Source organism: Undibacterium sp. GrIS 1.2 (genome assembly GCF_040544435.1).
In the GTDB taxonomy this organism is placed as follows: Bacteria; Pseudomonadota; Gammaproteobacteria; order Burkholderiales; family Burkholderiaceae_D; genus Undibacterium.
The window spans coordinates 107,828-129,281 of record NZ_JBEONP010000003.1 but is presented as its reverse complement, the minus strand read 5'-3'; the positions used below and the strand labels follow the sequence as shown (position 1 = coordinate 129,281).

Annotated in this window: 20 protein-coding genes and 1 pseudogene; 9 read left to right on the top strand and 12 right to left on the bottom strand. The window is 47.6% G+C overall.

Features of this window, described 5'->3' with window-relative positions; genetic code table 11:
• Positions 1 to 120: 120 nt before the first annotated feature.
• Positions 121 to 897: a 4,5-DOPA-extradiol-dioxygenase gene (gene ygiD / locus AAKU61_RS02320; protein ID WP_354329307.1), complete on the bottom strand. Its 777-nt coding sequence runs from the start codon at positions 895 to 897 to the stop codon at positions 121 to 123.
• Between the two features lie 212 nt (positions 898 to 1,109).
• A complete protein-coding gene (locus tag AAKU61_RS02315) occupies positions 1,110 to 3,098 on the bottom strand; it encodes an acid phosphatase (protein WP_354329305.1) in 1,989 nt (662 codons plus the stop codon).
• A gap of 489 nt (positions 3,099 to 3,587) precedes the next feature.
• Between AAKU61_RS02315 and AAKU61_RS02310 the strand changes: the two are divergent.
• Positions 3,588 to 4,118, top strand: a pseudogene (locus tag AAKU61_RS02310) (outer membrane beta-barrel protein); the annotation flags it as partial.
• A 263-nt stretch (positions 4,119 to 4,381) separates the two neighbouring features.
• Positions 4,382 to 4,834 (top strand): DUF2721 domain-containing protein, encoded by a 453-nt coding sequence (locus tag AAKU61_RS02305; protein WP_354329363.1) that lies wholly within the window; start codon positions 4,382 to 4,384, stop codon positions 4,832 to 4,834.
• Between the two features lie 149 nt (positions 4,835 to 4,983).
• Here the strand turns inward: AAKU61_RS02305 and AAKU61_RS02300 are convergent, their stop codons facing one another.
• Complete coding sequence (locus AAKU61_RS02300; protein WP_354329303.1) at positions 4,984 to 6,363, bottom strand: hypothetical protein; 1,380 nt, start codon at positions 6,361 to 6,363, stop codon at positions 4,984 to 4,986.
• A gap of 380 nt (positions 6,364 to 6,743) precedes the next feature.
• Here AAKU61_RS02300 and AAKU61_RS02295 point away from each other — a divergent pair, with 380 nt between their 5' ends.
• The 4 genes from AAKU61_RS02295 to AAKU61_RS02280 all read left to right on the top strand — a co-directional run bounded on the left by AAKU61_RS02295 (position 6,744) and on the right by AAKU61_RS02280 (position 10,853).
• Positions 6,744 to 8,402 carry a long-chain fatty acid--CoA ligase gene (locus AAKU61_RS02295; protein ID WP_354329301.1) on the top strand — a complete coding sequence of 553 codons (1,659 nt, stop codon included), beginning with the start codon at positions 6,744 to 6,746 and terminating at the stop codon, positions 8,400 to 8,402.
• A 130-nt stretch (positions 8,403 to 8,532) separates the two neighbouring features.
• A complete protein-coding gene (locus tag AAKU61_RS02290; protein ID WP_354329299.1) occupies positions 8,533 to 9,096 on the top strand; it encodes a GNAT family N-acetyltransferase in 564 nt (187 codons plus the stop codon).
• 113 nt (positions 9,097 to 9,209) lie between these two features.
• Positions 9,210 to 10,163, top strand: a complete 954-nt coding sequence (locus AAKU61_RS02285; RefSeq protein WP_354329297.1) for an alpha/beta fold hydrolase — start codon at positions 9,210 to 9,212, stop codon at positions 10,161 to 10,163.
• 336 nt (positions 10,164 to 10,499) lie between these two features.
• The gene (locus tag AAKU61_RS02280; protein WP_354329295.1) at positions 10,500 to 10,853 is read left to right on the top strand and encodes a hypothetical protein; all 354 of its coding nucleotides are present in this window, start codon (positions 10,500 to 10,502) and stop codon (positions 10,851 to 10,853) included.
• Here AAKU61_RS02280 and AAKU61_RS02275 read toward each other — a convergent pair.
• The 6 genes from AAKU61_RS02275 to AAKU61_RS02250 form a co-directional block, all read right to left on the bottom strand.
• Entirely contained in the window at positions 10,850 to 11,062 is a 213-nt protein-coding gene (locus AAKU61_RS02275) for a cold-shock protein (RefSeq protein ID WP_322120747.1), read from the bottom strand. The genes AAKU61_RS02280 and AAKU61_RS02275 overlap by 4 nt on opposite strands.
• Before the next feature lie 221 nt (positions 11,063 to 11,283).
• The gene (locus AAKU61_RS02270) at positions 11,284 to 11,703 is read right to left on the bottom strand and encodes a DUF2238 domain-containing protein (protein WP_354329293.1); all 420 of its coding nucleotides are present in this window, start codon (positions 11,701 to 11,703) and stop codon (positions 11,284 to 11,286) included.
• Between the two features lie 144 nt (positions 11,704 to 11,847).
• Positions 11,848 to 13,239 carry a cell envelope integrity protein CreD gene (creD, locus tag AAKU61_RS02265; protein ID WP_354329291.1) on the bottom strand — a complete coding sequence of 464 codons (1,392 nt, stop codon included), beginning with the start codon at positions 13,237 to 13,239 and terminating at the stop codon, positions 11,848 to 11,850.
• A 183-nt stretch (positions 13,240 to 13,422) separates the two neighbouring features.
• Positions 13,423 to 14,853, bottom strand: coding sequence for a two-component system sensor histidine kinase CreC (gene creC, locus AAKU61_RS02260; RefSeq protein ID WP_354329289.1), 1,431 nt, complete (start codon positions 14,851 to 14,853; stop codon positions 13,423 to 13,425).
• Complete coding sequence (creB, locus tag AAKU61_RS02255; RefSeq protein ID WP_354329287.1) at positions 14,850 to 15,569, bottom strand: two-component system response regulator CreB; 720 nt, start codon at positions 15,567 to 15,569, stop codon at positions 14,850 to 14,852. Before creB ends, creC begins: the two co-directional genes overlap by 4 nt.
• A 103-nt stretch (positions 15,570 to 15,672) precedes the next feature.
• A complete protein-coding gene (locus tag AAKU61_RS02250) occupies positions 15,673 to 16,674 on the bottom strand; it encodes a type II secretion system F family protein (RefSeq protein WP_354329285.1) in 1,002 nt (333 codons plus the stop codon).
• Between the two features lie 411 nt (positions 16,675 to 17,085).
• Between AAKU61_RS02250 and AAKU61_RS02245 the strand changes: the two genes are divergently transcribed.
• The 3 genes from AAKU61_RS02245 (at position 17,086) to AAKU61_RS02235 (ending at position 19,871) form a co-directional block, all read left to right on the top strand.
• Positions 17,086 to 17,811, top strand: coding sequence for a TetR/AcrR family transcriptional regulator (locus AAKU61_RS02245; RefSeq protein ID WP_354329284.1), 726 nt, complete (start codon positions 17,086 to 17,088; stop codon positions 17,809 to 17,811).
• A complete protein-coding gene (locus tag AAKU61_RS02240; protein ID WP_354329282.1) occupies positions 17,811 to 19,256 on the top strand; it encodes an ABC1 kinase family protein in 1,446 nt (481 codons plus the stop codon). The genes AAKU61_RS02245 and AAKU61_RS02240 overlap by 1 nt, the downstream gene beginning before the upstream one ends.
• Before the next feature lie 72 nt (positions 19,257 to 19,328).
• Positions 19,329 to 19,871 (top strand): DUF2867 domain-containing protein, encoded by a 543-nt coding sequence (locus AAKU61_RS02235; protein ID WP_354329280.1) that lies wholly within the window; start codon positions 19,329 to 19,331, stop codon positions 19,869 to 19,871.
• Here AAKU61_RS02235 and AAKU61_RS02230 read toward each other — a convergent pair whose 3' ends face one another.
• From AAKU61_RS02230 to AAKU61_RS02220, 3 genes are read right to left on the bottom strand one after another with little or no spacing between them, the layout of a single operon-like run.
• The gene (locus AAKU61_RS02230) at positions 19,872 to 20,264 is read right to left on the bottom strand and encodes a nuclear transport factor 2 family protein (protein WP_354329278.1); all 393 of its coding nucleotides are present in this window, start codon (positions 20,262 to 20,264) and stop codon (positions 19,872 to 19,874) included.
• A 7-nt stretch (positions 20,265 to 20,271) separates the two neighbouring features.
• On the bottom strand, positions 20,272 to 20,805 hold the full coding sequence (locus AAKU61_RS02225) for a PaaI family thioesterase (protein WP_354329276.1): 534 nt from the start codon (positions 20,803 to 20,805) through the stop codon (positions 20,272 to 20,274).
• Positions 20,802 to 21,266, bottom strand: a complete 465-nt coding sequence (locus AAKU61_RS02220) for a PaaI family thioesterase (protein WP_354329274.1) — start codon at positions 21,264 to 21,266, stop codon at positions 20,802 to 20,804. The genes AAKU61_RS02225 and AAKU61_RS02220 overlap by 4 nt, the downstream gene beginning before the upstream one ends.
• Positions 21,267 to 21,454 lie beyond the last annotated feature (188 nt).

The following is a 21,454-nucleotide window of genomic DNA, read 5'->3' as shown; positions in this document are numbered from 1 at the left end:
CGAACACAAGCACGAATTAAGATTACTCCCACTGGGTATATTTTAATTGTCCAGATAAAACCTGGACAATTAGCCATATTGACTAAAAATAATGGGGAGTATATAGATCTCCTCGTTAAATCAAGCCACTACCACCGACATCATACTAATCGCGCCCAGCTCCATTCCCTCGGTCGTAATTTCCAATTGATCTTCTGCCGTTTTTGCCCCCAGCACATACAACAAGGGCAAAAAGTGTTCTGAGGTTGGTACCGACAAACTGGCGTCTTGTCCCAAGGCGGTGTAGTTCACCACCGTATCAAAATCGTCGTCCAGCATGGCTTGCTTCATCGCTTGATTAAAGCGCACTGCCCAGTCGTAACCGGGCGACTGCGGGTCCATGCGGCGCAGATTATGTACCACATTGCCGCTACCGATCACCATCACGCCCTGTTCACGCAAGGCAGCTAATTTGCGTCCCAGTTCAAAATGGAAAGCCGCTGGCTGGGTCACATCCAAACTCAATTGCAGCACCGGAATATCGGCAGCGGGATAAGCTTTGATCAACACAGACCAGGTGCCATGATCGAGCCCCCATTGCCGATCTAAAAACACCGGCAGCGGTGCCAATAAAGCCGCAACCCGCGCAGCCAATGCCGGATCACCAGGCGCGGGATAACGCACATCAAACAAGGCTTGCGGAAATCCGCCAAAGTCATGGATAGTCTGCGGCGCAGCCATCGCCGTCACCGCCGTGCCACGTGTAGTCCAATGCGCCGACACTGATAAAATGGCCTTAGGACGCGGAAAACGCTGAGCAAGCGCGTACCACTCCTTGGTATAACGATTATCTTCCAATGCATTCATCGGGCTGCCGTGGCCGAAAAAAATTGCTGGCATACGAGTGCTTACGGACATCCTTATTCTCCTGAGTGTTGACTGATTTTTAGGAGTATGTCGGATTTTGAACAAGTCCGTGTGCGGGGTAGACTGATGGCGGTGTGCATGATCATCGAGTAGGCGCGTACCACTTCACTTTTTGTAGCTCAGTAATCATGCGATTACGTTCCGCTAATCGCACCTACCCGCACCTGCCACCCAGCTATTTTCTTAAGCAATTAAACGCTCAACTATGCACCCAAGCGTAACTGCAAACCCGTGTCGGTATAAATCGGTGTGGCGCTAAAACCATCGACGACGATGCTGGTAAATTTACCTTTAAAGCTTGCCGCGGTGATGATGTTCAGCGTGTCGCCGACGGCTGGTTTATAGCCGTTTTGAAATTTAATACGCAGGGTGCCGCCAGCAATAGTGATGACGCCAGTGGCGGTAAACCGGCCTTGCTGGCCGCTGCCCAAATCCAGCTCCAGAGTGGTGTTAGCCAACTGCGTATATTTTCCAGAGACGGTAGTTGCACCTGTGGCGTTGCTCACAAATGTGCCGCCGCTGACATACACATCGCCTTTGCCCAAAGCAGATACCGAGTCCGCTTCTAATACGCCTGCGTTCACTTCTGTGCCGCCAGTCCAGCTATTGTTGCCTGTCAGTTTTAAAGTGCCGCTGCCTTGCTTGAGTAATTTACCCGCGCCGGAGATATCGTTGCGCCAGCTATCCATTGCGCTGAAGCCACCCTGGCTGGCGTCCATCACAACCACCACATTGCCGGTAAATACGCCATAACCATCTGCTGCCGCGAACAAATTCAAGCGCCCCCAACCTTCTGCATCGTCCATCACAGGGTAGCCGGATGCAATCGCAGTGGTTTTTAAGACGACGCGGCGTTGCACATCGCTCAGGTACGGCAAGCGGGTTTCCAGCAAAGCCTCTGCACCTTTTGGTACTACGGCAGGCGCAGTGGTTGCAGCAATTGGTGAAAAGCTGTAAGTCATGCGGCGCAGGTAATTTGTCTTGTTCGTCGCGTAATCGGCAAAGCGATCGGTGGCAACGGTACCAGAATGGGCAAAGGCATTAAAGGTATCGCTGCTGGTGCTGGTTTGCGTCATCAACGTGGCATGCGCCTGCGTGACGGCGGCGGCTTTTTTAGTCGCGTTGGCGGGGTCAACTAAATTGGCAGCGACCACTGCCTGGCCTTGCATGCGACCGCTGATGACGTCCAGCGGCGAGTGCATACCAGCGAGAATCCGGTTTTCGCCCAATTCCAGACCGCGCGTCAGAATCTCTTGAAAACGTTCCGGGACGGCGTATGCCATCGCCACGGTATCACGCGTTGCCTCGGCTGAATGACCACTGGTAAAACCGCCATCAGTCGGCGGCGTGTTGCTTTTTGCTGGAACTAATGCGGGCACAACGACGACGCTACTGCTCCAGCGGTAAGGCCGGGCATATTTATAAAAGCGCTTGGCCGGTTCGGTAGAGCCATTATTACTCATCGCACTGATGAAATCGACCACGCTACCAAATGCGACATTGGCACTGCCACCGACGCCGATATTATTCCCGGTATCGTTATACAAAACCGTTGTCGCATCCGCTGCAATTGCAGTAATACTGGTCGTTTGCTGCGCCGCTGCACGCCAGGCCGTCGTCAGCGGCCCCATACCGTCACTGACGCTATAACCCTTGCCACGTCGATCATCCAGATACGCTGCCAACTCTTGCGCTGGTGTGCGTGCCGTTGTCGCCGTCACCACATATTGGATATTGGCATTGTGTACGGCACTGTTCAAAATCGTACCACCCGCTGTGCCATCATTTGGCAGACCGGTCCAGACCGAGGGAATCACAGCAGGGAAATTACCAACTGCCGGAGCAGAAACACCCGCATCCACAATGTCCGTCAGCGGTTGCCAGATGGTTTTAAAACCTGCCAGCACGCGCACACCCGCATTGGTATCCAAGGTCGCATAGCGCGCATCACCACGCTGATTGCTCGCCGCATTATCAACAAACGCCGGCACCGAAGCTACTACCGGCGCAGTATCAACAAAACCTAAATCAGCAGGTGCCGACGGCACTACCAAAGCAACATCCGGCTGGGCAGAATTGCTAGTGCTATCGCTATTGCTACCACCACAAGCAACCAGCGCAAGCGCCGCACTAATCGCCAACACTAGCGGAAGTTGACGTGGGAAGCGACGAACAAGATCAGGGTTTTGCATGACAAGGCCTTGAATAAAATGACAGGTTAAAAACGCGTCATGGTAATTCGTAGTTATGACCTATTGATGACCTAAGGGGGTGGCGTTTGAGATTGTCGATTGCGTAGAATTTTACTTTTCTTATTAAACACATATTGATCAAAGCTAAAGATAAGAACACAAATTTAAACCGCATTTTGCATTACTCGAATGTGGCATCGAGAATAGCTTAGATGCGCCGAAACATATCAAGCATTGATAATAATTTGATAATGTTGGATAATACACGGCTACGTTTTTAGGTGGCATTAAATAACTTGGTTTAGCAAATTTACAGCTTGCAAGTGCTTCTTAGCAGTAACCTAATTTCGCGTATGGCTGAACTTAAGAAAATTATTAAAATTAAAGGACTAAATGAAACACATAGTATTTACTTTGATGAGCATTCCATGTGCCATGATTTCAATGGTTGCAAATGCGGAAGACACTAATCATTAGGTCGGAGTTGGTTTAGGTCAATCATCCTATAGCGTTGACTATGGCTACGGTATAGATGAAACAAAAAATGAAAAGTCGACAGGAGCAATTTTCTTTGCTGGAGTTGAATTTAACCCTTACTTCGCTATTGAAGGTGGCTATGGCAAGCTAGGCAACGCCACTCTCATTAAAAATGTACTTAGTGCCTCTGCTGATGGGAGATTTTCAGTGGGACCATACAAAGGTGAAACCACAGCACTCTACGCCTCCGCCAAAGCTAAGCTAAAGATAAACGAATTATTTTCCATCTACGGAAAGTTAGGGGTGTCAAGAAATAGCACGAGTTGTTTTAAGAGTGTTGATTTGCCAATGCAAGCAAATGTTGCCACAACCCTAGTTTACAGTTCAACATGCCATACAACAGGGGTTTTTTCTGCCTTTGGTGCCGAGTATAAAATAACGGAAAATACAGCTGTTGGCGCTGAGTATACTAACTTTAACAGGATTTTACCTTTCTCCAGCCATGCGAATTTACTTTCGTTAAATGTTCATTTCTACTTTTGATATCGTGTGTTTTTGCTTGTATTGCACAAGAAGTAAATTCACAATTAATGAATCCTAGTTGGTTAAACTCCCCGATTCGCGGGGGATTTAATTTTGCGAATATCGGTTCTTAACAAAAGGTAGCTAACTATTTGTCAAACGTCTGACCGGGTGTTTAATCAGCAAGAGTCTCCTGCATTTTCTTTTTGCGATTTTTAATATGTTCCTTTGCACATTTTAGGCTGCTAAAATTCCAGCACAATAAAAACTAAGGAGCTAACTTGATTAATCTGCAACTAGGCGATGTCAGCCATATCATTCAACTTGCTATTGCCCCGGTCTTTTTACTGACAGGCGTTGGTACTAATCTGACCGTACTTACTAACCGTCTGGCGCGGATTATTGACCGATCCCGTGTGCTGGAAGACTTGCTGCAGGTAAGGGGTAACGTCACTCAAAAACCAGGTTTGCGCGAGGAGCTCAACGAGTTATATGAGCGCTCGCATCTGATCAACCGGGCGATCACTCTCAGCACTTCTTGTGCGCTGCTGGTTTGTCTGGTGATCGCTGCTTTGTTCGCAGGCGATGCCACCGATTTACGCCTGGATACACTGATTGCTGTCTTATTTGTGTGTGGTATTTTGTCTTTAGTCGGTAGTTTTATTTATTTTCTGCGAGAGATTTTTGTCGCGACTAAAACCCTGACCAGGCAGCGTGAGCATGGCTTGAAGGACTGAGCTTTAAATACATTTTTTACTTCAGTTATTTCAGTTGTGTACAGATACAGCGACTGTTTTCAATCCGTAGTCCATAAAAAAACAATAGTCTGTTTTAGTGGTAACGGCAGCAGTAACAACTGCCGTTACGTGCTATTGGTAAAAAAACTTTAGGGCGTTACTTGTACGATCAAATCAATCGATGCCGTGCCAGGGTTGTCGATGGTAATTGGTTGATAGCCGGCACTAACTCTGAAAACTAATATTGTCTTAGCTGTGACCGTCGGTGCGATAAAACCCGCGTTGCTGGAGTTGGCACTTGCCAGTACGACACTTGGCCCGGATATTTGCGTCCAGCTAAAATACACGTTATGCCCTGATGCTGCTGAGGTAGCTGACACGGATAGAACGGCGCTGTATCCAGACGATATTGTTTGGGTAGGTACATAGGACGTCAATGCAATAGGTGTCAGACTATCCACAAAATAAGCGACATCTACTTGTTGTACGGGCTCGCTGGAATTGCCATTGGAATCTATTGGTGCGTTTGATGCGTTGAGGGTGAACAAGAAGGCTGTTCTGCTCACAATATCACTTGGTAGTGCGATCGTGACAATACTACTGTTGGGATTACTAATGGTTACAGTCGGACCAGATTTTTGCTTCCATAAAAAATAAATCGTACCTGTGGTGACTTGGTTACCGTTGACATCATAGCGCGTTGTTTTGCTACCATCTAAATTCACTACCGCACCAGCTTGTACCAGGCCACCGCTGTATGAAATAGGGACAATCGTTGGCTTGACCACGGGATTGATGGTGACGGTCTGTAACGCAGTTCCAGTTTTTTGTTTGTCATCGGTCACCCGGCATTGCAGTGTTACTGCGGTGGCAGTGGTGACGATGGGTGCAGTGAAATCTGTCGTTGCATTGGACGGGGCGGTGATGTTGAGGCTGAGCCCTGCCGCGTCATTTACTACCCATTGATAAGCGTATGAGCCAGTGTTGGAGGTGCCGCCGCTACCTGTGCAGCTTAAACTTGCTTTACTCCCCGATGTCACATTAGACGCACCGCCTACGGTGGCAACCGGATTGAGTGTGACGGAGGCTTCTTGCCCGACGACTAAATTTGCGCTGCTACTGGTAGTATTATTTTTTGAATCGACCACCGTTACCGTCAGTTGATACGTGTAATCAGCGGTCAATTTGGCGGGTGGCGTGATCTGTAATACACAGGTCCAGTCGTTTCCAGAAGCACTCTTGGTGACGGTTTTACAATCGGTATTGCCAGTGGCAGCAAGCGCGCTCGCACCGAGAGTCAGCGGGGTGATACGCCAGGACATGGCACTGATAGGAGCTGCACTGCTATTGGTTTGAGCAGTAAACGTGATTGGATCACCAGTAATCACTTTGGCAGGGCCGGCCACGCTAATCGTAACCGGAGAACTACCTGAAGCCGTGGTGGAAGAACCACCACCGCACGCCGATAAGACTGCGCAAAACACAGCGCAAAGCAGGAATGGGGAAAACCGGTAAAAAAATGAAGACACATTAACTCCGTGTAAAAGGAAGTTCGAAAGGACGCTCGAAAGTAAGCTTGATATCGCTTTGTTAAATACAAATAAGCGCAGAGATGCTTTAGTAAGGACAGGCGTTGCAACGCAACTGAGGCGATTTTGGATCAGTCCTAAAACATACAAATACAAGCAAAGCGCATACCTCATTGTAACTTTAGCAGTCACAAATTAAAAACAGCTTGGTACTTCTTTGCGCGCTTATACAAAAATTAACAATCTGAAGGCAATGAACAGAGTTGCCTGTAAAAATTTACGAACGACCGTGCAAAAATCAATTAGGTGTGGCACTCTAATGAAATAATAATTATTCCATTTGCATATCCTCATATTAGCAATCACACCGGAGACAAGGTATGAACACGACTCACTACGCCCATTGGCCGACTGGCTTGCCGCATTTTTTAACGGCACCAGAGACCAGCGTCTATGCCAACCTGCAAATCTCGGCGCAGCGTTATCCGAATAAGCCAGCAATTATTTTCTATGACAGTGTCTTGACGTATGCCGAGTTGCATGCGGAAGTCTTGGCGCTGGCAGGTTATTTGCAGCAAGTATGTGGCGTGCAGCGCGGCGACCGGGTATTGCTGGATATGCAGAATTCGCCACAATTTATTATTGCCTATTACGCCATCATGCGCGCCGATGCGATGGTGGTGCCAGTCAATCCTATGCTGATGACCGACGAGTTATCGCATTACATTGCGGATAGTGGTGCAAAAGTCGCGTTGGCATCACAAGAAATTTTCTCTCGTATGTTGCCACTGGTTGGCACTACGGGTTTGCAGCACGCTATTGTGGCAACTTACTCTGATCATCTGACCAAGGAAACCAGCTTGAGCGTGCCAGATTTTGTGCGCGCACCACGCGACGTGCCGGTGCAAGCGGGTGTAGTGACGTGGAAAGACGCTGTCGCTGCCCAACAACAACCTGGCGCTCATCTGGCTAGCTCTGACGATCTGGCATGTATGCCGTACACCTCAGGTACAACCGGTAAACCTAAAGGCTGTATTCACACCCATCGCTCGGTGATGTTTAATGCGGCTGCCAGTCCGGTATGGTCAGGCTCCGTGTTGCCAAACCATGTGGCCCTGGCGGTACTGCCGTTTTTCCATGTGACAGGTATGCAGTCAGTCATGAACAGCATGATTTTTTGTGGCGGTAGTCTGGTGATTTTGCCACGCTGGGACAAAGATGTTGCAGGTCAATTAATCACCCGCTACAAAGTCACTAACTGGACGGTAGTGCCGTCGATGATGATCGATTTTTTATCTAATCCTCGTCTGGCGGAATACGATATCTCCGGGTTAAACCGCGTCTCTGGCGGTGGTGCTGCAATGCCAGCGGCGATTGCGCAAAAGCTGCTGGAATTATCCGGTCAGGTATATATGGAAGGTTATGGCTTGTCGGAAACCATGGCGCCATCGCACCTCAATCCACCACAACGGATGAAGCAGCAATGTCTGGGAATTCCGCATTTCAGCACCGATTCGCGCATCGTTGACCCAACCACTTTGAAAGAAGTTAAACAGGGGGAAACCGGCGAGATCTGGATTAACGGTCCGCACGTATTCCAAGGCTATTGGAACGATCCGCAAAAAACTGCCGATTCGTTTGCCGAGCTGGATGGAGTACGTTTCTTCCGTAGCGGCGACTTGGGTTATATGGACGATGAAGGATTTTTCTTTTTCACTGATCGTCTAAAACGCATGATTAACGCCAGCGGTTTTAAAGTCTGGCCTGCAGAAGTCGAGTCGATGATGTATCAACATCCCGCCATTCAAGAATGCTGCATTATTGCTGCGCGTGATGCATATCGTGGCGAAACCGTTAAAGCGATCGTCGTCAAAAAACCGGGCACGGATGTGACTGGTGAAGACATCATGGCGTGGGCGCATGAAAAAATGGCTGCCTATAAAGTACCGAAGTTTGTCGAATTTGTAGATAGCTTGCCAAAGTCGGGAACCGGCAAAGTCATGTGGCGCGCATTGCAGGAAAAAGAAGCTGCAAAGTAAGCTTCGAACTCAGCTAATTTATACGTAAAAAACGCCGCAATGATTGCGGCATTTTTTATTGTAAGGTGATTTTGTGCCGCTATTTTATTGTTAAAATCAATTATGCCATTGTCCCCACGACGAGATCATCATGCCTAGATTGCGCCTTGCCAGTTATGCCGATATTCCTGCTATGCAGGCACTGATCGCACGTTCTGCGATTGATTTAAGTGTCTCTTTTTATACACCGGAACAAGCACAGGCCTTGTTGCAATATGTGTTCGGCGTGGATACGCAATTGATCGCAGATCAAACCTATTTTGCCATTGAGGACGAGGTAGTGAATATAAATCAGCATGATATAAGGCCGAGGCTACTGGCCTGCGGCGGATGGAGCAAACGTAATACCTTGTTTGGCGGTGATCAAGCCAAACAAGGCGTCGATAATTTGCTTGATCCTGCCATTGATCCGGCACGCATCCGTGCTTTTTTTGTTGATCCATCTGCCGCCCGTCGCGGCCTTGGCAGCATGCTGATGCGATATTGCACAGAGCAAGCACGCGCAGCAGGTTTCACCGCATTAGAACTAGCGTCCACCATGCCAGGTGAACCTTTATACCGCGCTTCAGGCTTTGAGGTAACAGAGCGTTTTGGCTTAGATTTACCTGGTGGTATTCATGCACCGCTGGCACGTATGTATAAAAAGATTGTATAAAAAATGAATTAGGCAGCTTATTTCAGTAAATTGTTTCAGCAAATATTTGAGTAAATACTTGAGTAAATACTGAAGGTCAGTAGTCATATTCAAATCACAGAAAGTACCTCAATATGAGTATCAGCAAACGTGTCATTCTCAGCTTTTTATGTCTGGTCTTGTTTGTTATTGGCGCAAGTTGCCTAATGATCGTGTTGACCTGGGCGCCCGACAAACCTGTAAGCGAGTTGACGACACAATGGGCACCTGCGCCATCCCAATTTATCGATGTCAAAGGTTTGTCGGTACATCTGCGGGATGAGGGACTTAGGACTGATCCGGTACCGATTATGCTGATTCATGGCACCTCATCAAGCTTGCATACCTGGGAGCCTTGGGTTGCTGCATTAAAAGATCAGCACCGCGTCATTACGATGGATATTCCCGGCTTTGGTCTGACGGGACCAAATGCACAAAATGATTACAGCAATGCTGCTTATACCCAATTTATTCTGAACCTGATGGATAAGCTGCAATTGTCACGCGTGGTATTGGGTGGTAATTCTCTGGGCGGTGAAATTGCCTGGCAAGTTGCAGTCGCTGCACCAGCACGGATTGATAAACTCATCTTAGTAGATGCTGCCGGATATCCCTTCACACCGGCGGCGATTCCGATAGGCTTTAAGATCGCGCGCATGCCAGAAATGGCTTGGGTGATGCAACATACCTTGCCACGGAATTTGATGGAAAGCAGCGTCAAAAATGTATATGGCAATCCAGATAAAGTCACGCCAGCGTTGGTAGATAGGTACGAGGCGATGACTTTACGGGCTGGTAATCGCCATGCTCTAGGTTTGCGTTTTATACAATTGGATGCGGGACGTACTTCCGATAAAATTAAAACCATTAAGCTGCCAACGCTGATACTTTGGGGCGGCAAAGATAAGTTAATTCCACCAGATAATGCGGAGCGATTCCATCAAGATATTACCGCTAGCAAGCTGGTCATGTTTGAGCAATTAGGACATGTGCCACAAGAAGAAGATCCGGCAATTACCATTGCAGCAGTCAAAGACTTTTTGAAATAATCGACCCGAGCGCAAGATTGCAGTAGCTGATGATCTCGTTTATTAAAGATGACGATCGCGCTAATGTTATCCTCGTTGTTAACGCAAAAAGCCCGCCAAAAGCGGGCTTACCATTCATTGCTGCGACTCACTATCCTCAATATCATCATCAATAACCCATGCTATCTGCGTGGTGCCACTGACTAAACCAACAACCCGTGCTATCTGCGCGGTGCCCCTGGTGGGATGAGTCGTTTTTACTGCTCCAACATCTCCTGATGGACATGTTTTCAAGTCGAACGAATGTTTTTTCTTCACAAATCAACTAAGCCATTTTCCAAGTGCATTGAATAAACAATGCGCTGGCCGGTTAGAGTTGATGCTCGCCGCAGAAGATACTGGCAGATGCCTGGTGAATCTTCTCGCTACGGTGATAAACACGAATGTATTAGACCATTTCCCAACAACCCATGCTATCTGCGTGGTGCCACTGGCCGGTCAGAATTCATCTATGCGTCAAAAAATAAACCTGATGGTGATTTTCTGACTTGTGAAGTTTTTGTCTTGCTGATGATATTTTCTCTTACCGCCAACCCATGCTATCTGCGTGGTGCCAGCGGCCGGTATTTAAGAAAAAATCAAACCACAACACATAAAGCTAATTCAGAATCGACAACTCACCAATACTTAAGCGTCGATCTACTCAATTAAGAGAGAATTTGGATATTGCCTGCTTTATCGCCTTTTGGACCAACAGCTGCTTCGTAAGAAACGCGTTGATTTTCCGTCAGACTCTTAAATCCAGAAGATTGGATGTCTTGGAAATGGGCGAATAAATCTGGACCACCAGCATCAGGAGTGATAAAGCCGAAGCCTTTAGCATCGTTGAACCATTTGACTATACCTGTTTGAGTACTCATGTTTTTTCCTTCAATTGTAAATAGGCGACATTGCCTGATAGGCACTTGAAACCAAGAGATGAAACCGGAGGAATTAAAACAGAACGACTAGAGGAACAACAGCCATGCAGGTTTGGGACCAACAATATAACAACTTGATGCAAGTACGGTACGGAATATACACGCTTATATCCAAATCACCTAATTTAATTTTTCGGTAAGTGTTTTCTCTTCATCTAAGATCACGTCTTAGATTTTACACCTTCGAAAAATGAGATCGTTGCGATCAGCGCGCCAGCACCCACCAAACCAAAAAATAAATCTGACAAGGTATCCGACACCCCGAGATTCATCTTGGTACCAAGCAAAAGATCGGATCCGAATTCTAAAAATTCCCAGAAAATAGCAGTTGTTGCGGTGAGCCCTAAGCACATCAGACACTGAATGAGGCCAGGAATATTACCGATCATCACTTGAGAATAGCGAGTGGCAATCAGATAAAAATAGGTGATGGCAATGCCACCAAAAAAATGTGTTGGTATATCTAGCCAAGGATAAATCAGGTAGGCGTTAAAACCTTTTGCAGCAATAATGTAAAAGGCAAAAACACATAAGGGTGCCCACGCTGCATGACGTAGCGATTTGGCTAAGCAGTTTTTCATTGAGCGCAAATTCCAAATGATTTAGAAGCTCCCTTAGACGGGACTGCAATAAAGATGGACTTGCTAGACTCAATTTGTCTTACAAGCCTCATCATCATTGCACTTATTGTTATCGTATTACTTAAGTTTCTCTGTTTGAAGAGATCAGTTCGGAGCTGGCGTTGACGATTTACCCAACTGATACCAGTCAACTTTACGAGTAATCACCATGGTTGCTGACAGTACGCTGAACAGTAAAATACTTCCCATAATTAGCGCATTATTTTCTGACTGCAGTAGGCCAAATAAGACGCCATACAGTAAGGTCAAGCCGCTGCCAAATCCCATGCCGCGCTTCCAGCTACGTAATACATGGCTCAGATAAAAGCCAATCAGTAAGATGCAAGCACCGCTCGCCAGCAAATAAGAATGTACAAAACTAATATGCTCCGACAGGCTCACCAACAATAAAAAGAACACCGTGAGTGCCAGACCGACCAAGGTGTATTGCACCGGATGAATTGGTAATTGCTTGAGCATTTCAAACAAGAAGAAAGCTGCAAACGTCAGCGCCACAAACAGCATGCCGTATTTGATCGCTCTGTCTGCCTGAGAATACACATTAACTGGCTCAATAAAAGCGACGCTAAAGTTATCTAAAATGGTCGCAGGGCTTGTATCGCCAGAGGCCGTATTTTGTCCGGTCGCCGTGCCTGTTTCCCGCATACTCATTTGTTGTTGTGCACTGCTGGATAGCGCAGAAATATTCCAGGTAGCAGAAAATCCGTTTTGATCTATCTTGCGATCTTTGGGAGAAGGTAAAAAGCGACCGCCAAATTGAGGATGTGGCCATTTAGACGCAATACTGATTTGATTATTCTTCGCAATCGGGACAAAGCTCATACGTTCAATACCGTCAATCGCCAGATCAAGACTAAATTTGATTGTCTCTGGTGTTTGTAGCTCCATCACATTGAGCGGCGCATGCAAACCAGTTTGTAGAGAACGGAGCTTGCTCTCTTGCTTAAATTCATAAGATGCTCCGCCCCAGTTTAACCTTGGGAAATTATGTAAGCCGCGTGTATCGCTCAAACCAAGTGAGATGTATGGTGTTCCCATTTTGATATGCGACGCAAGTTTATCTTTGGGTAGATTCTCCATTAAGGGCAATACAAAATCGCCAGAAATCGCGTGCTGTCCGCTGTAGATTAGAACTTTATGAATGCCACGATAATGACGATCTGTGTCGATCAGCCCTTTGATACTCAGAGTGTTGGGATAGATAAATACTTGATGAGCCAACGAATATTTACGTATCGCCGCTTTTTTAGTCGTCGCATCAATCTCTTCTTCCTCATATATTTCGCTATAAGGCAATGTCAGTACTGGCCCCAATAAGGTTTGTTCACCGACAGAATCGGCTGCAATACTTCTGACTGCTTCATCACGAAAGCGCATCCGTTCAGAAATGGTCGATTCAATCATCATGAGGGGTACGCCGATCAAGAGCATCAAAACACCGATGATGATGGCCTTGAAGAGTAAAGTTTTTTGCATAGAAGACTCCGGGTTGAGGGAGTTGCTACTGTAAAAAACTTGTGTGCGTTATTGATGCGTTTTGTGTGAAGTGAAAAATGAATTCTCTATATCTTTTCATTCAATTAGATAATTAATGCCTAAGTGCGGACTTTCGGTAATTAGCTAATGTGATATCTAAAGCGATGTATTGCTATTACAAAATTAATGCAAGTATTGATCTGGAAAACTCAAACAAGCACAAACCCCACCATCAGTACGATTGCTGACAGTCACGCTCCCGCCATGTAATAAGGCAACCTCGCGTACAAACGGTAAACCTAAGCCTGTACTCTTGGCTGCATCTGGTCTTTCCAATGAATAAAATCGCTCATAAATGCGTGCTATAGCGTAGTCAGGTATGCCTGCACCATGATCTTTTACTTGGATTTGTATCGTCTCTTTTTGTTGGCTGACATCAATAATGATAGTGCTACCAGAAGGAGAAAAAGCGATGGCGTTATCGAGCAAATTACCGATAGCCTGGCGCAATAGTAGGGCATCGCCCGTCACGGTGATCGCGGGCACATCTAATCGCAATTGCAGTAATTTTTCGGTAAGACGGGTGCTGGCATCCGCCTGCACTTGTGTTATCAGATCGGGTAAATCAATCTTGCTGACACTATCGAGTATCTGCTGTTTTTCAATTTTGATCAGGGCTAATAGTTTGTCGATCAGTTGCTTCTGACGTTGGTTTTGTTCGATGATATTGCGCAAAAAATGCTGTCGGTCTGCTTCTGGCATTGTTTCTGTTAGCAGTTCGGCCGAACCTTGTATTGCGGCAATCGGGCTTTTTAATTCGTGCGCCAGAGTGTGCATCAGTTGTTCTACATATTGTTTGCCTTCCAGCTTGTTACGCATGGATTCTAAGGCGCGGCCAAGGGCACCGATTTCGTTATTTCCTAGTTTTGGCAGGCTGACTTTTTCGTCGTTTTCTACGCTGCTGGCGTAGCGTTGTAATGTGCGTAAAGAATGGCTGAGCCAGAACGAGAATCCTATGCCGATCAGTAAAGAGCCTAGAATCAGCCAGCCACTGCGGCGCAAAATCTTACGTTGACTACGTTCGATAAATGGTGTGATGGTAGAGATGGGTTTAGCGACTGTGAGTGCTCCAATAATGCGTCCGCCGTCCAAAATAGGCGCCGCAACATGCATTACGTTGGAATTGTTATCTGCCGGATCAGCGAGCGTACTACGCGCACCGTATTTGCCCTGCAAAGTCAAGTACACATCGTTCCAGCGCGAATAGTCTTTGCCGACATCTTTATTGTCCGAATCGAACACGACGATGCCATGGATATCCGTAATATAAATACGATAATCCAGCGTTGCTTTCTGGACGCCGCTGATTTTGACATCGACACTACGATGTACATAGTTCTGTAATCTGCCGATTAAGGCAGCGTGCGGCAAATCGCCAGCTTTGACATCTTCGGCCACTAGCTGCGCCAGCAATTGTGCGGTATCGACTAAGGTATCTTCCAGTGTCGCACGGACACCGGGTTTGACTTCTTCTACAAACACATTTAGTACAAACCATGCCGCAAGACCGACGACTAAAAAGTAGCCGAATAGTATTCGTAATCCGATTTTCATATGCTTGAAAAGCTATAACCCATTCCACGATGGGTTTGTATCGGGTCATCTTCTGAGGCGATCAGACGCAGCTTGGCGCGCACCGACTTCACATGCGCATCGACCGTACGCTCTAAGGTATCGCTGGCGTCTGTCCAGACCATATCCATCAACTGCGCACGAGAAAATAATTGCCCCGGATGATCGATAAAGGTTTTTAACAGCAGGTATTCATAGCGAGTGAGAGCAAGACTTTGACCGAGATACATAATCCGCCCTTCTGCTGGTCGTACTTGAAAACGGTCGGTATGGGTCTGTGTGCCGCTCTCTCTTAGGATTTGTGTATGACCCGCTTCCAGACGGCGCAACACGGCACGGATGCGGGCTACCAGCTCTCTTGGTGAAAATGGTTTTGTGACGTAATCATCTGCGCCCATTTCTAGCCCGACTATGCGGTCAATTTCATCACTGCGCGCGGTTAAAAAAATCACCGGTATGTTGGACGACTGGTTTGAAAACTGGCGCAAGCGGCGGCAGACATCGAAGCCGCTCATATCGGGCAAGCCGATATCCAGCACGATCAAAGCGGGTGCGGGTGAATTTGGCGAGGATAATAAATCCAACGCACTTTGCCCCAAAGTGACGTGGTGTGGCGTAAAACCATCGGTGGCGAGCGCATAGGCTACATTGTCAGCAATCGCTTTTTCGTCTTCAACAATGAGGATGGATCTGGACATAAGCCTTCAATATAAATAAGTACGATGATGTAGCTGACTTGACGCGTTGCCCTCCAAAAATAGGCTTGCTGCGGGACAAGCTGATGCTAAGTTCAGCCCAAGTTTATGCTAGGTCTTTGGGTACGTTGGGCATAAACACTTTGCTTTGCAAAATGCTATACGCCATCCACAGCATGATTGCGCCGTACACAATCCGTGGCGCCCAATCGGCGGCCTGTTGCTGGAAATGTGACAAAGACGCCGTCTCCATCGCGGCGTGGCGTAACAGCATTTCTGGCAAAGTACCGCTGGCTTCGCCAGTCTGGGCCAGACTAATCACTTGCGGATTGCCGATATAAATACAATTTTCCAGCGCATAGGCGAGGGTAGCGCCTTGCTGCATGCTGGCAAGAATCCTGGCAAAGTCTGCCCGTATCATTTGATTGCTGATGGTCTTAAAGGCTTTAGGCAATGCCTCAAACATCGGCAGACCTGCTTCTAGCATCAAGCCTAGGCTTTCAAAAAAATCTCTGGCATTGCGTCGCACATGCATCGCGCCAAATAAGGGGATTTTGGTCAGCATTTTTTCTATACCTTCACGTAGCGGCGATGCTGATGCGGTTTCCAGCCAGTGGTGGAATTTTTTAAAACACACAGCGCCTATGCCGATTGCCAAAAATGGTCGCACTACGCTCCAGATGTAGCCACTCGCTGTCAGCGTACCTGCCACTAAGGCGGGTAGGGGTTGTACCAATAACGATAAACCCAAAATCATCAGCGGCAGTTTTAAGCGTGATTTAACCGCTTTGCTAAGACGATCTTTTTCGGTGTAAGTATCGGCCAGCCGCCGGTACATTGTTGCCGGGCTGCCCGCGCTCGTAGCGGCGCGGAGCAAATGCACCTCCAGATCGCTGAATAAGCCTGACTGTTGTCCGGCTGCCGGAATGTCTTTGCCGCGCGCCAGCAGTTTGCGCATCGCGACGACCCGGCTTTGTGCCGGTGCCGGCAATTCCAGCAAGCTATACGCTTTATCGGCAGGCAGACCGGCTTTTTCCATCGCGGCTAAGTGCGTGTGCAAATTGGCGCGGAGGGCAAAGCTGAGCGGTTTAAGTTGTGGACTGGGCATAGCCGCATTTTAGTGGAAAGACGCTGAATAAGATGGGATTGTTGTGTCGGATTTGAGGATTGCCAGATGCCGCTAGCAAAGCTACGCACTTTTTCGCATTATTATTTGGCAAGCCTGGCTTGCAAATTAAATATACTCCTATTGGGTATATTTAATTGTCCATGTAAAACTTGGACAATAGGCCATATTTTACAAAAATGGTGGGGAGTATATTAAAAATACTGGGATTTTTATGTAATCACAAACATCATGGATGATTCTTTTACGCGTTTAAATGTCTTGGGGTAATTCTCTTTTCCTGGCATTTATGCATACAAACTCTCTTTAAAGCATCATTTTCTTGCACTTTTAAAATACTTAATATACATTGAGTGCATCAATAATTGAATTTAACGATAGTTAATCTCCAAAATGAAAACATCTAAGTCCCAGCAAGAGCAAACCCGTCGCCATGTCATACGGACTGCGGTCGATATGATTACCGAGCATGGCTACGAGGCGACGACCATGAAGCAGATCGCGCGCGCGGCTGGGATTGGTGATGCGACGATTTATAAATATTTTCCAAGCAAAGAGAAACTGCTGCTGGCGTATTACGAGTTATGCATAGAAATAGTCTTGGAACTGACGCTAGAAACGCCCGGCCTAGAGCAGTTTGGTCTGCAAGAACGTTTGCAGAGATTGGTCGATGCCTTGCTGGAGTTGTTGCTGGCAGACCGAGAGTTTGTTGAAATCACGCGCACCATCGTTGGCAAATCGCCGCTATTGATGATGCGCGACAACATGCCCGGGCAGCAGGCATTGCGAGAACAAGTGGTCAAGTTTATCGACGCGGCGGAGCAAAGCGGTGAGATTGCCGCCTGTGATTTTAAAAATTTATTGGGTGGTCTATTTGCCGATTATTTATTCGCGGTGATTGCCTATTGGCTGAAGGACGAATCCGAAGAATTTTCTGACACCACGCAGTTAGTCGATCTGACCTTGGCGGTGTTGGTGCTGGCCTTAAAGAGTGGTGTCGTCAATAAGCTGTCAGAACTGGCGGGATTTTTAATCCGCAATCAGTTATCACGCCTGATGCAAAACGGCTCAGGTTTGCTAGACATGTTGAAGCTGGCTAAACGTGGTCTTGGTGCGTGATGAATAACACACCACCAACCAGTAAGCTCAGTCGCAGCGCCATCAGTGGTTTAGCCTTAGCGCATGCCGGCCTCAACCATGTCGGGCATAGAGCACGCCAGCTGACCCGCGATGAACAACAGCAAGCAGCGGCAAAAGATCGGCATGAAGCCGAGTTAGGGCGGATTTTATTTAAAGCCTTAAATCAGTTGAAAGGTACTGCTTTAAAAATCTCGCAGTTGTTGAGTATGGAAGCCAACTTTTTGCCAGAAGGTATACGACGCGAACTGGCAAAAGGCTGTTACCAGGTGACGCCGCTCAACCGCGCTTTGGTGCATAAAGTGTTTACCCGCGAATTTGGGCAAGCGCCCGAACACCTGTTTGCGCACTTCGATCCGGTATCGTTTGCTGCTGCGAGTTTGGGACAAGTGCATCATGCCAGCTTGGCAGATGGTCAGGCGCTGGCGGTGAAGGTCCAATATCCGGGCATCGCTGCCTCAGTCAGCAGCGACATCCGCATGCTAAGTGGTCTGTTGCACACGATGGCATTTGGTTCTGATCTGGTCCCTCGTAAAGAACTGTTAGATAGCATCATGAGCGAGCTGGAAAAAAAGCTCGGCGAAGAACTTGATTATGAACACGAGGCGGCACAATTGCGCTGGTTTGGTGAGCATGTCCGTTTGCCCGGGATTGTGATCCCGGCTGTCGTGGCAAGCCACTCTAGCCAGCGGGTTTTGAGCATGCAAAAGCTGGACGGTCTGCATCTTGACCAGTGGCTGGCCACTAATCCTGGTCAGGCTCAGCGCGATCACTATGGTCAATTATTGTTCGACTGGTTCTGGCATAGCGTTTGTGATTTAGGTCGCTTGCATGCTGATCCCCATCCCGGTAATTTTTTGTTTATGGCAGATGGTCAGTTAGGCGTCATTGATTTTGGCTGTACCAAATCAATCTCAACCGGGTTTTGTACATCGATGGCTAAAGCATGGCGAGGGCTGCTGGACGCGGGTGCAGTTTCAGGTGCAGTTTCGGGTGTAGTTTCTAACTCATTTTCAGGCTCAAGCTTAGACACAAACACAAACACAAATACAAATCCAAACTCGGCAGCCTCTTTTGCTGCCGTACACCAGGCATATATCGAGCTGGGCTTAATCCGACCTGATTTGAGTTTGCATGATTGCGAAACACAGCTATTACCTGCTGCTGCAGCTTTGATTGACTGGCAACTAGAGCCTTTCACAGTGCAGCAGTTTGATTTCAAAAACAAAACACCATACCCCGCACCCCATACTGACCATGGCAAAACCTTGGTGAAATTAGCCTTAGGCTACCATGAAGATATGCCCTATTTTGATCGTGCTTACATGGGCATGATGCACATGCTGTACAAAATCGGAGCGGTGGTAGATACCAGCAATCCTTGGCTAAATGCTGACCCAGAAAGTCGATACTGTCGAAGCGCTTAGTCGCTCCTCATAAATCCTATATTGCCGCAATACGGATTATTTATTTCAGGTTTTCTCATACGGGAGTTCATCATGCAATATGCCTACCAGCAGGTTGTTGTCAGTCCCTTGCCCGAGCAATCGCGCATCACCCACCTGTACGATCAGCCGGATCTGGCAGACGCGTACTCGGTACGACTACCGCCAGATGCCAGCGACGATCCAGAAGTGCTGGCACGCTTTATCCTATCGCAACAAGCGCCATGGGCACATCAATTGATGCGCTTACGTGATGTATTGGTCGCTGGCTTTGGCATCAAAACTTCTCAGCAGCTTGTAGAGTCATCTGACAAAGATGTCAGGCGGATTTATATCTTCAAAATCTATGAAAATAGTAGCAATGAAATTGTGCTGGGAGAAAACGACAAGCACTTAGATTTTAGATTGTCTGTGATGTTGCAATCTCAGCCAAATCATCCCGAGCCAGTGCGCTATTTAACGATCTCAACTGTGGTTCATTGTCACAACCATCTGGGGCGAACTTATCTCAGATTGATTGCCCCTTTCCATCGCCTGATTGTCAAATCTTACTTGCGCCGTGCGGCAGGTTTTGGCTGGCCGCTGCAGAATTCTTAGTTAATTAATCGGCTCTACCAAATGCTGCCGGTTAGCAGGCGCCGGATAAGCCTCTGGCCAATATTCCACGATCCGGCTAATTTTCCCGTTTGTCACGGTGAAGAACGAAACGGCTCGCATACATTGCACGCCATCCGTAATACTGACGTCTGATACGGCCTCCGATACGCTACCAATCAGACGGTTGATGGTGAATGTCCAGAGCCCGTTGGCTGGGTATTCGACATTCATCAAAGCGAAGTTATTTCCTCCGCGAATGCGTTCATTGGATTGTGGCCACTCCAGCAAAAAATCATCGGACAGGATTGCTGTCACAGAGTGAAAATTATTAGTCGCCATCAGTTGCCAGAACTGTTTGACAATGTTTATAGCAGAAGTATTGGTGCCGTTCATGAGCTAATCAAGGCAAAGGAAAAATCAAACAAGTCGTCGTTGCATGTGCATACACCTTGCCTAAAGAATCTACGATACGGCCTTCGGCAGTACCGACTTGTCGTCCGACCTGGATGACCTTACCCTCAGCGCGTACCGGTCCGGTTTTATCGGTCAGTGCGCGGATCAGATTGACTTTGATTTCTAGCGTGGTATAGCCTATCCCTTTGGGTAGCATCGATTGCACTGCGCAGCCAACGGCAGAATCAAGCAGGGTACAGAAGTAGCCGCCATGCACACTGCCCAGCGGATTGTAATGCTGACGGCCAGGCGTGCCCTGGAACACGATACGTCCTGCTTCGCCTTCGACCGGAAAAAAATCCATAGTCTCGCCGATATGTGGTCGTGGCAACTCGCCGTTGAGGATGCCTTGCAAAAACTCTAATCCGCTGAATTGCTTCATCTGCTCCAGCGGCACAACTCCGGTTGTCTGCAGTCTGGCGCGGACTTCAACTTCTTTTTCCAGCCATTGTTGTAAGACCGGGTTAATGACATCGCTCATTTTGCTTCCTTAGGAAATAACACCATTTGTGTACAACGGAACAGTGCGATGGTTTTGCCCTGATGGCTGACAGTCGCGTCCCAGACTTGGGTCGTGCGCCCGACATGGACGGCGGTGGCGACGACTTCCACAATACCATCGCGTGCCGTGCCGAGGTGGTTGGATTTAAGTTCTATCGTGGTAAAGCTACTGGCACCGGCTGGCAAGTTATTGATGCAGCCGTAGCCGCAAGCGGTGTCTGCCAGGGTGACTACGCTGCCCGCATGTAAAAACCCGTTGGGTGCCATCAGCGACGGAATGACAGTCAATTCAGCACGTACGGTTTTACCTTCTAATGCTGTGATGCGGATACCTAAATGCCCTGGCAAAAATTGACTGCCAAATTGGTTCAGACTGTCCGCGGTTAAGCTGCTAGCTGATGTACGTGGTGTGGCTGATGTTGTGCTTGGTATGCTATTCATATCGATGCAGTAATAAGATCAAGGTTAGGTAACGCAATGAGCAGATGCAATTAAGCAAACGTGAGTCTCCAAGCCGGCAATGAGGATTGAACTCGGATTGAACGCGGATTAAATCCGAATTAAATCCAGATTGAAGGCGCTTAACTTTGTTATTTCGACTTTGTTATTTTGGCTTTACTATTATAAAG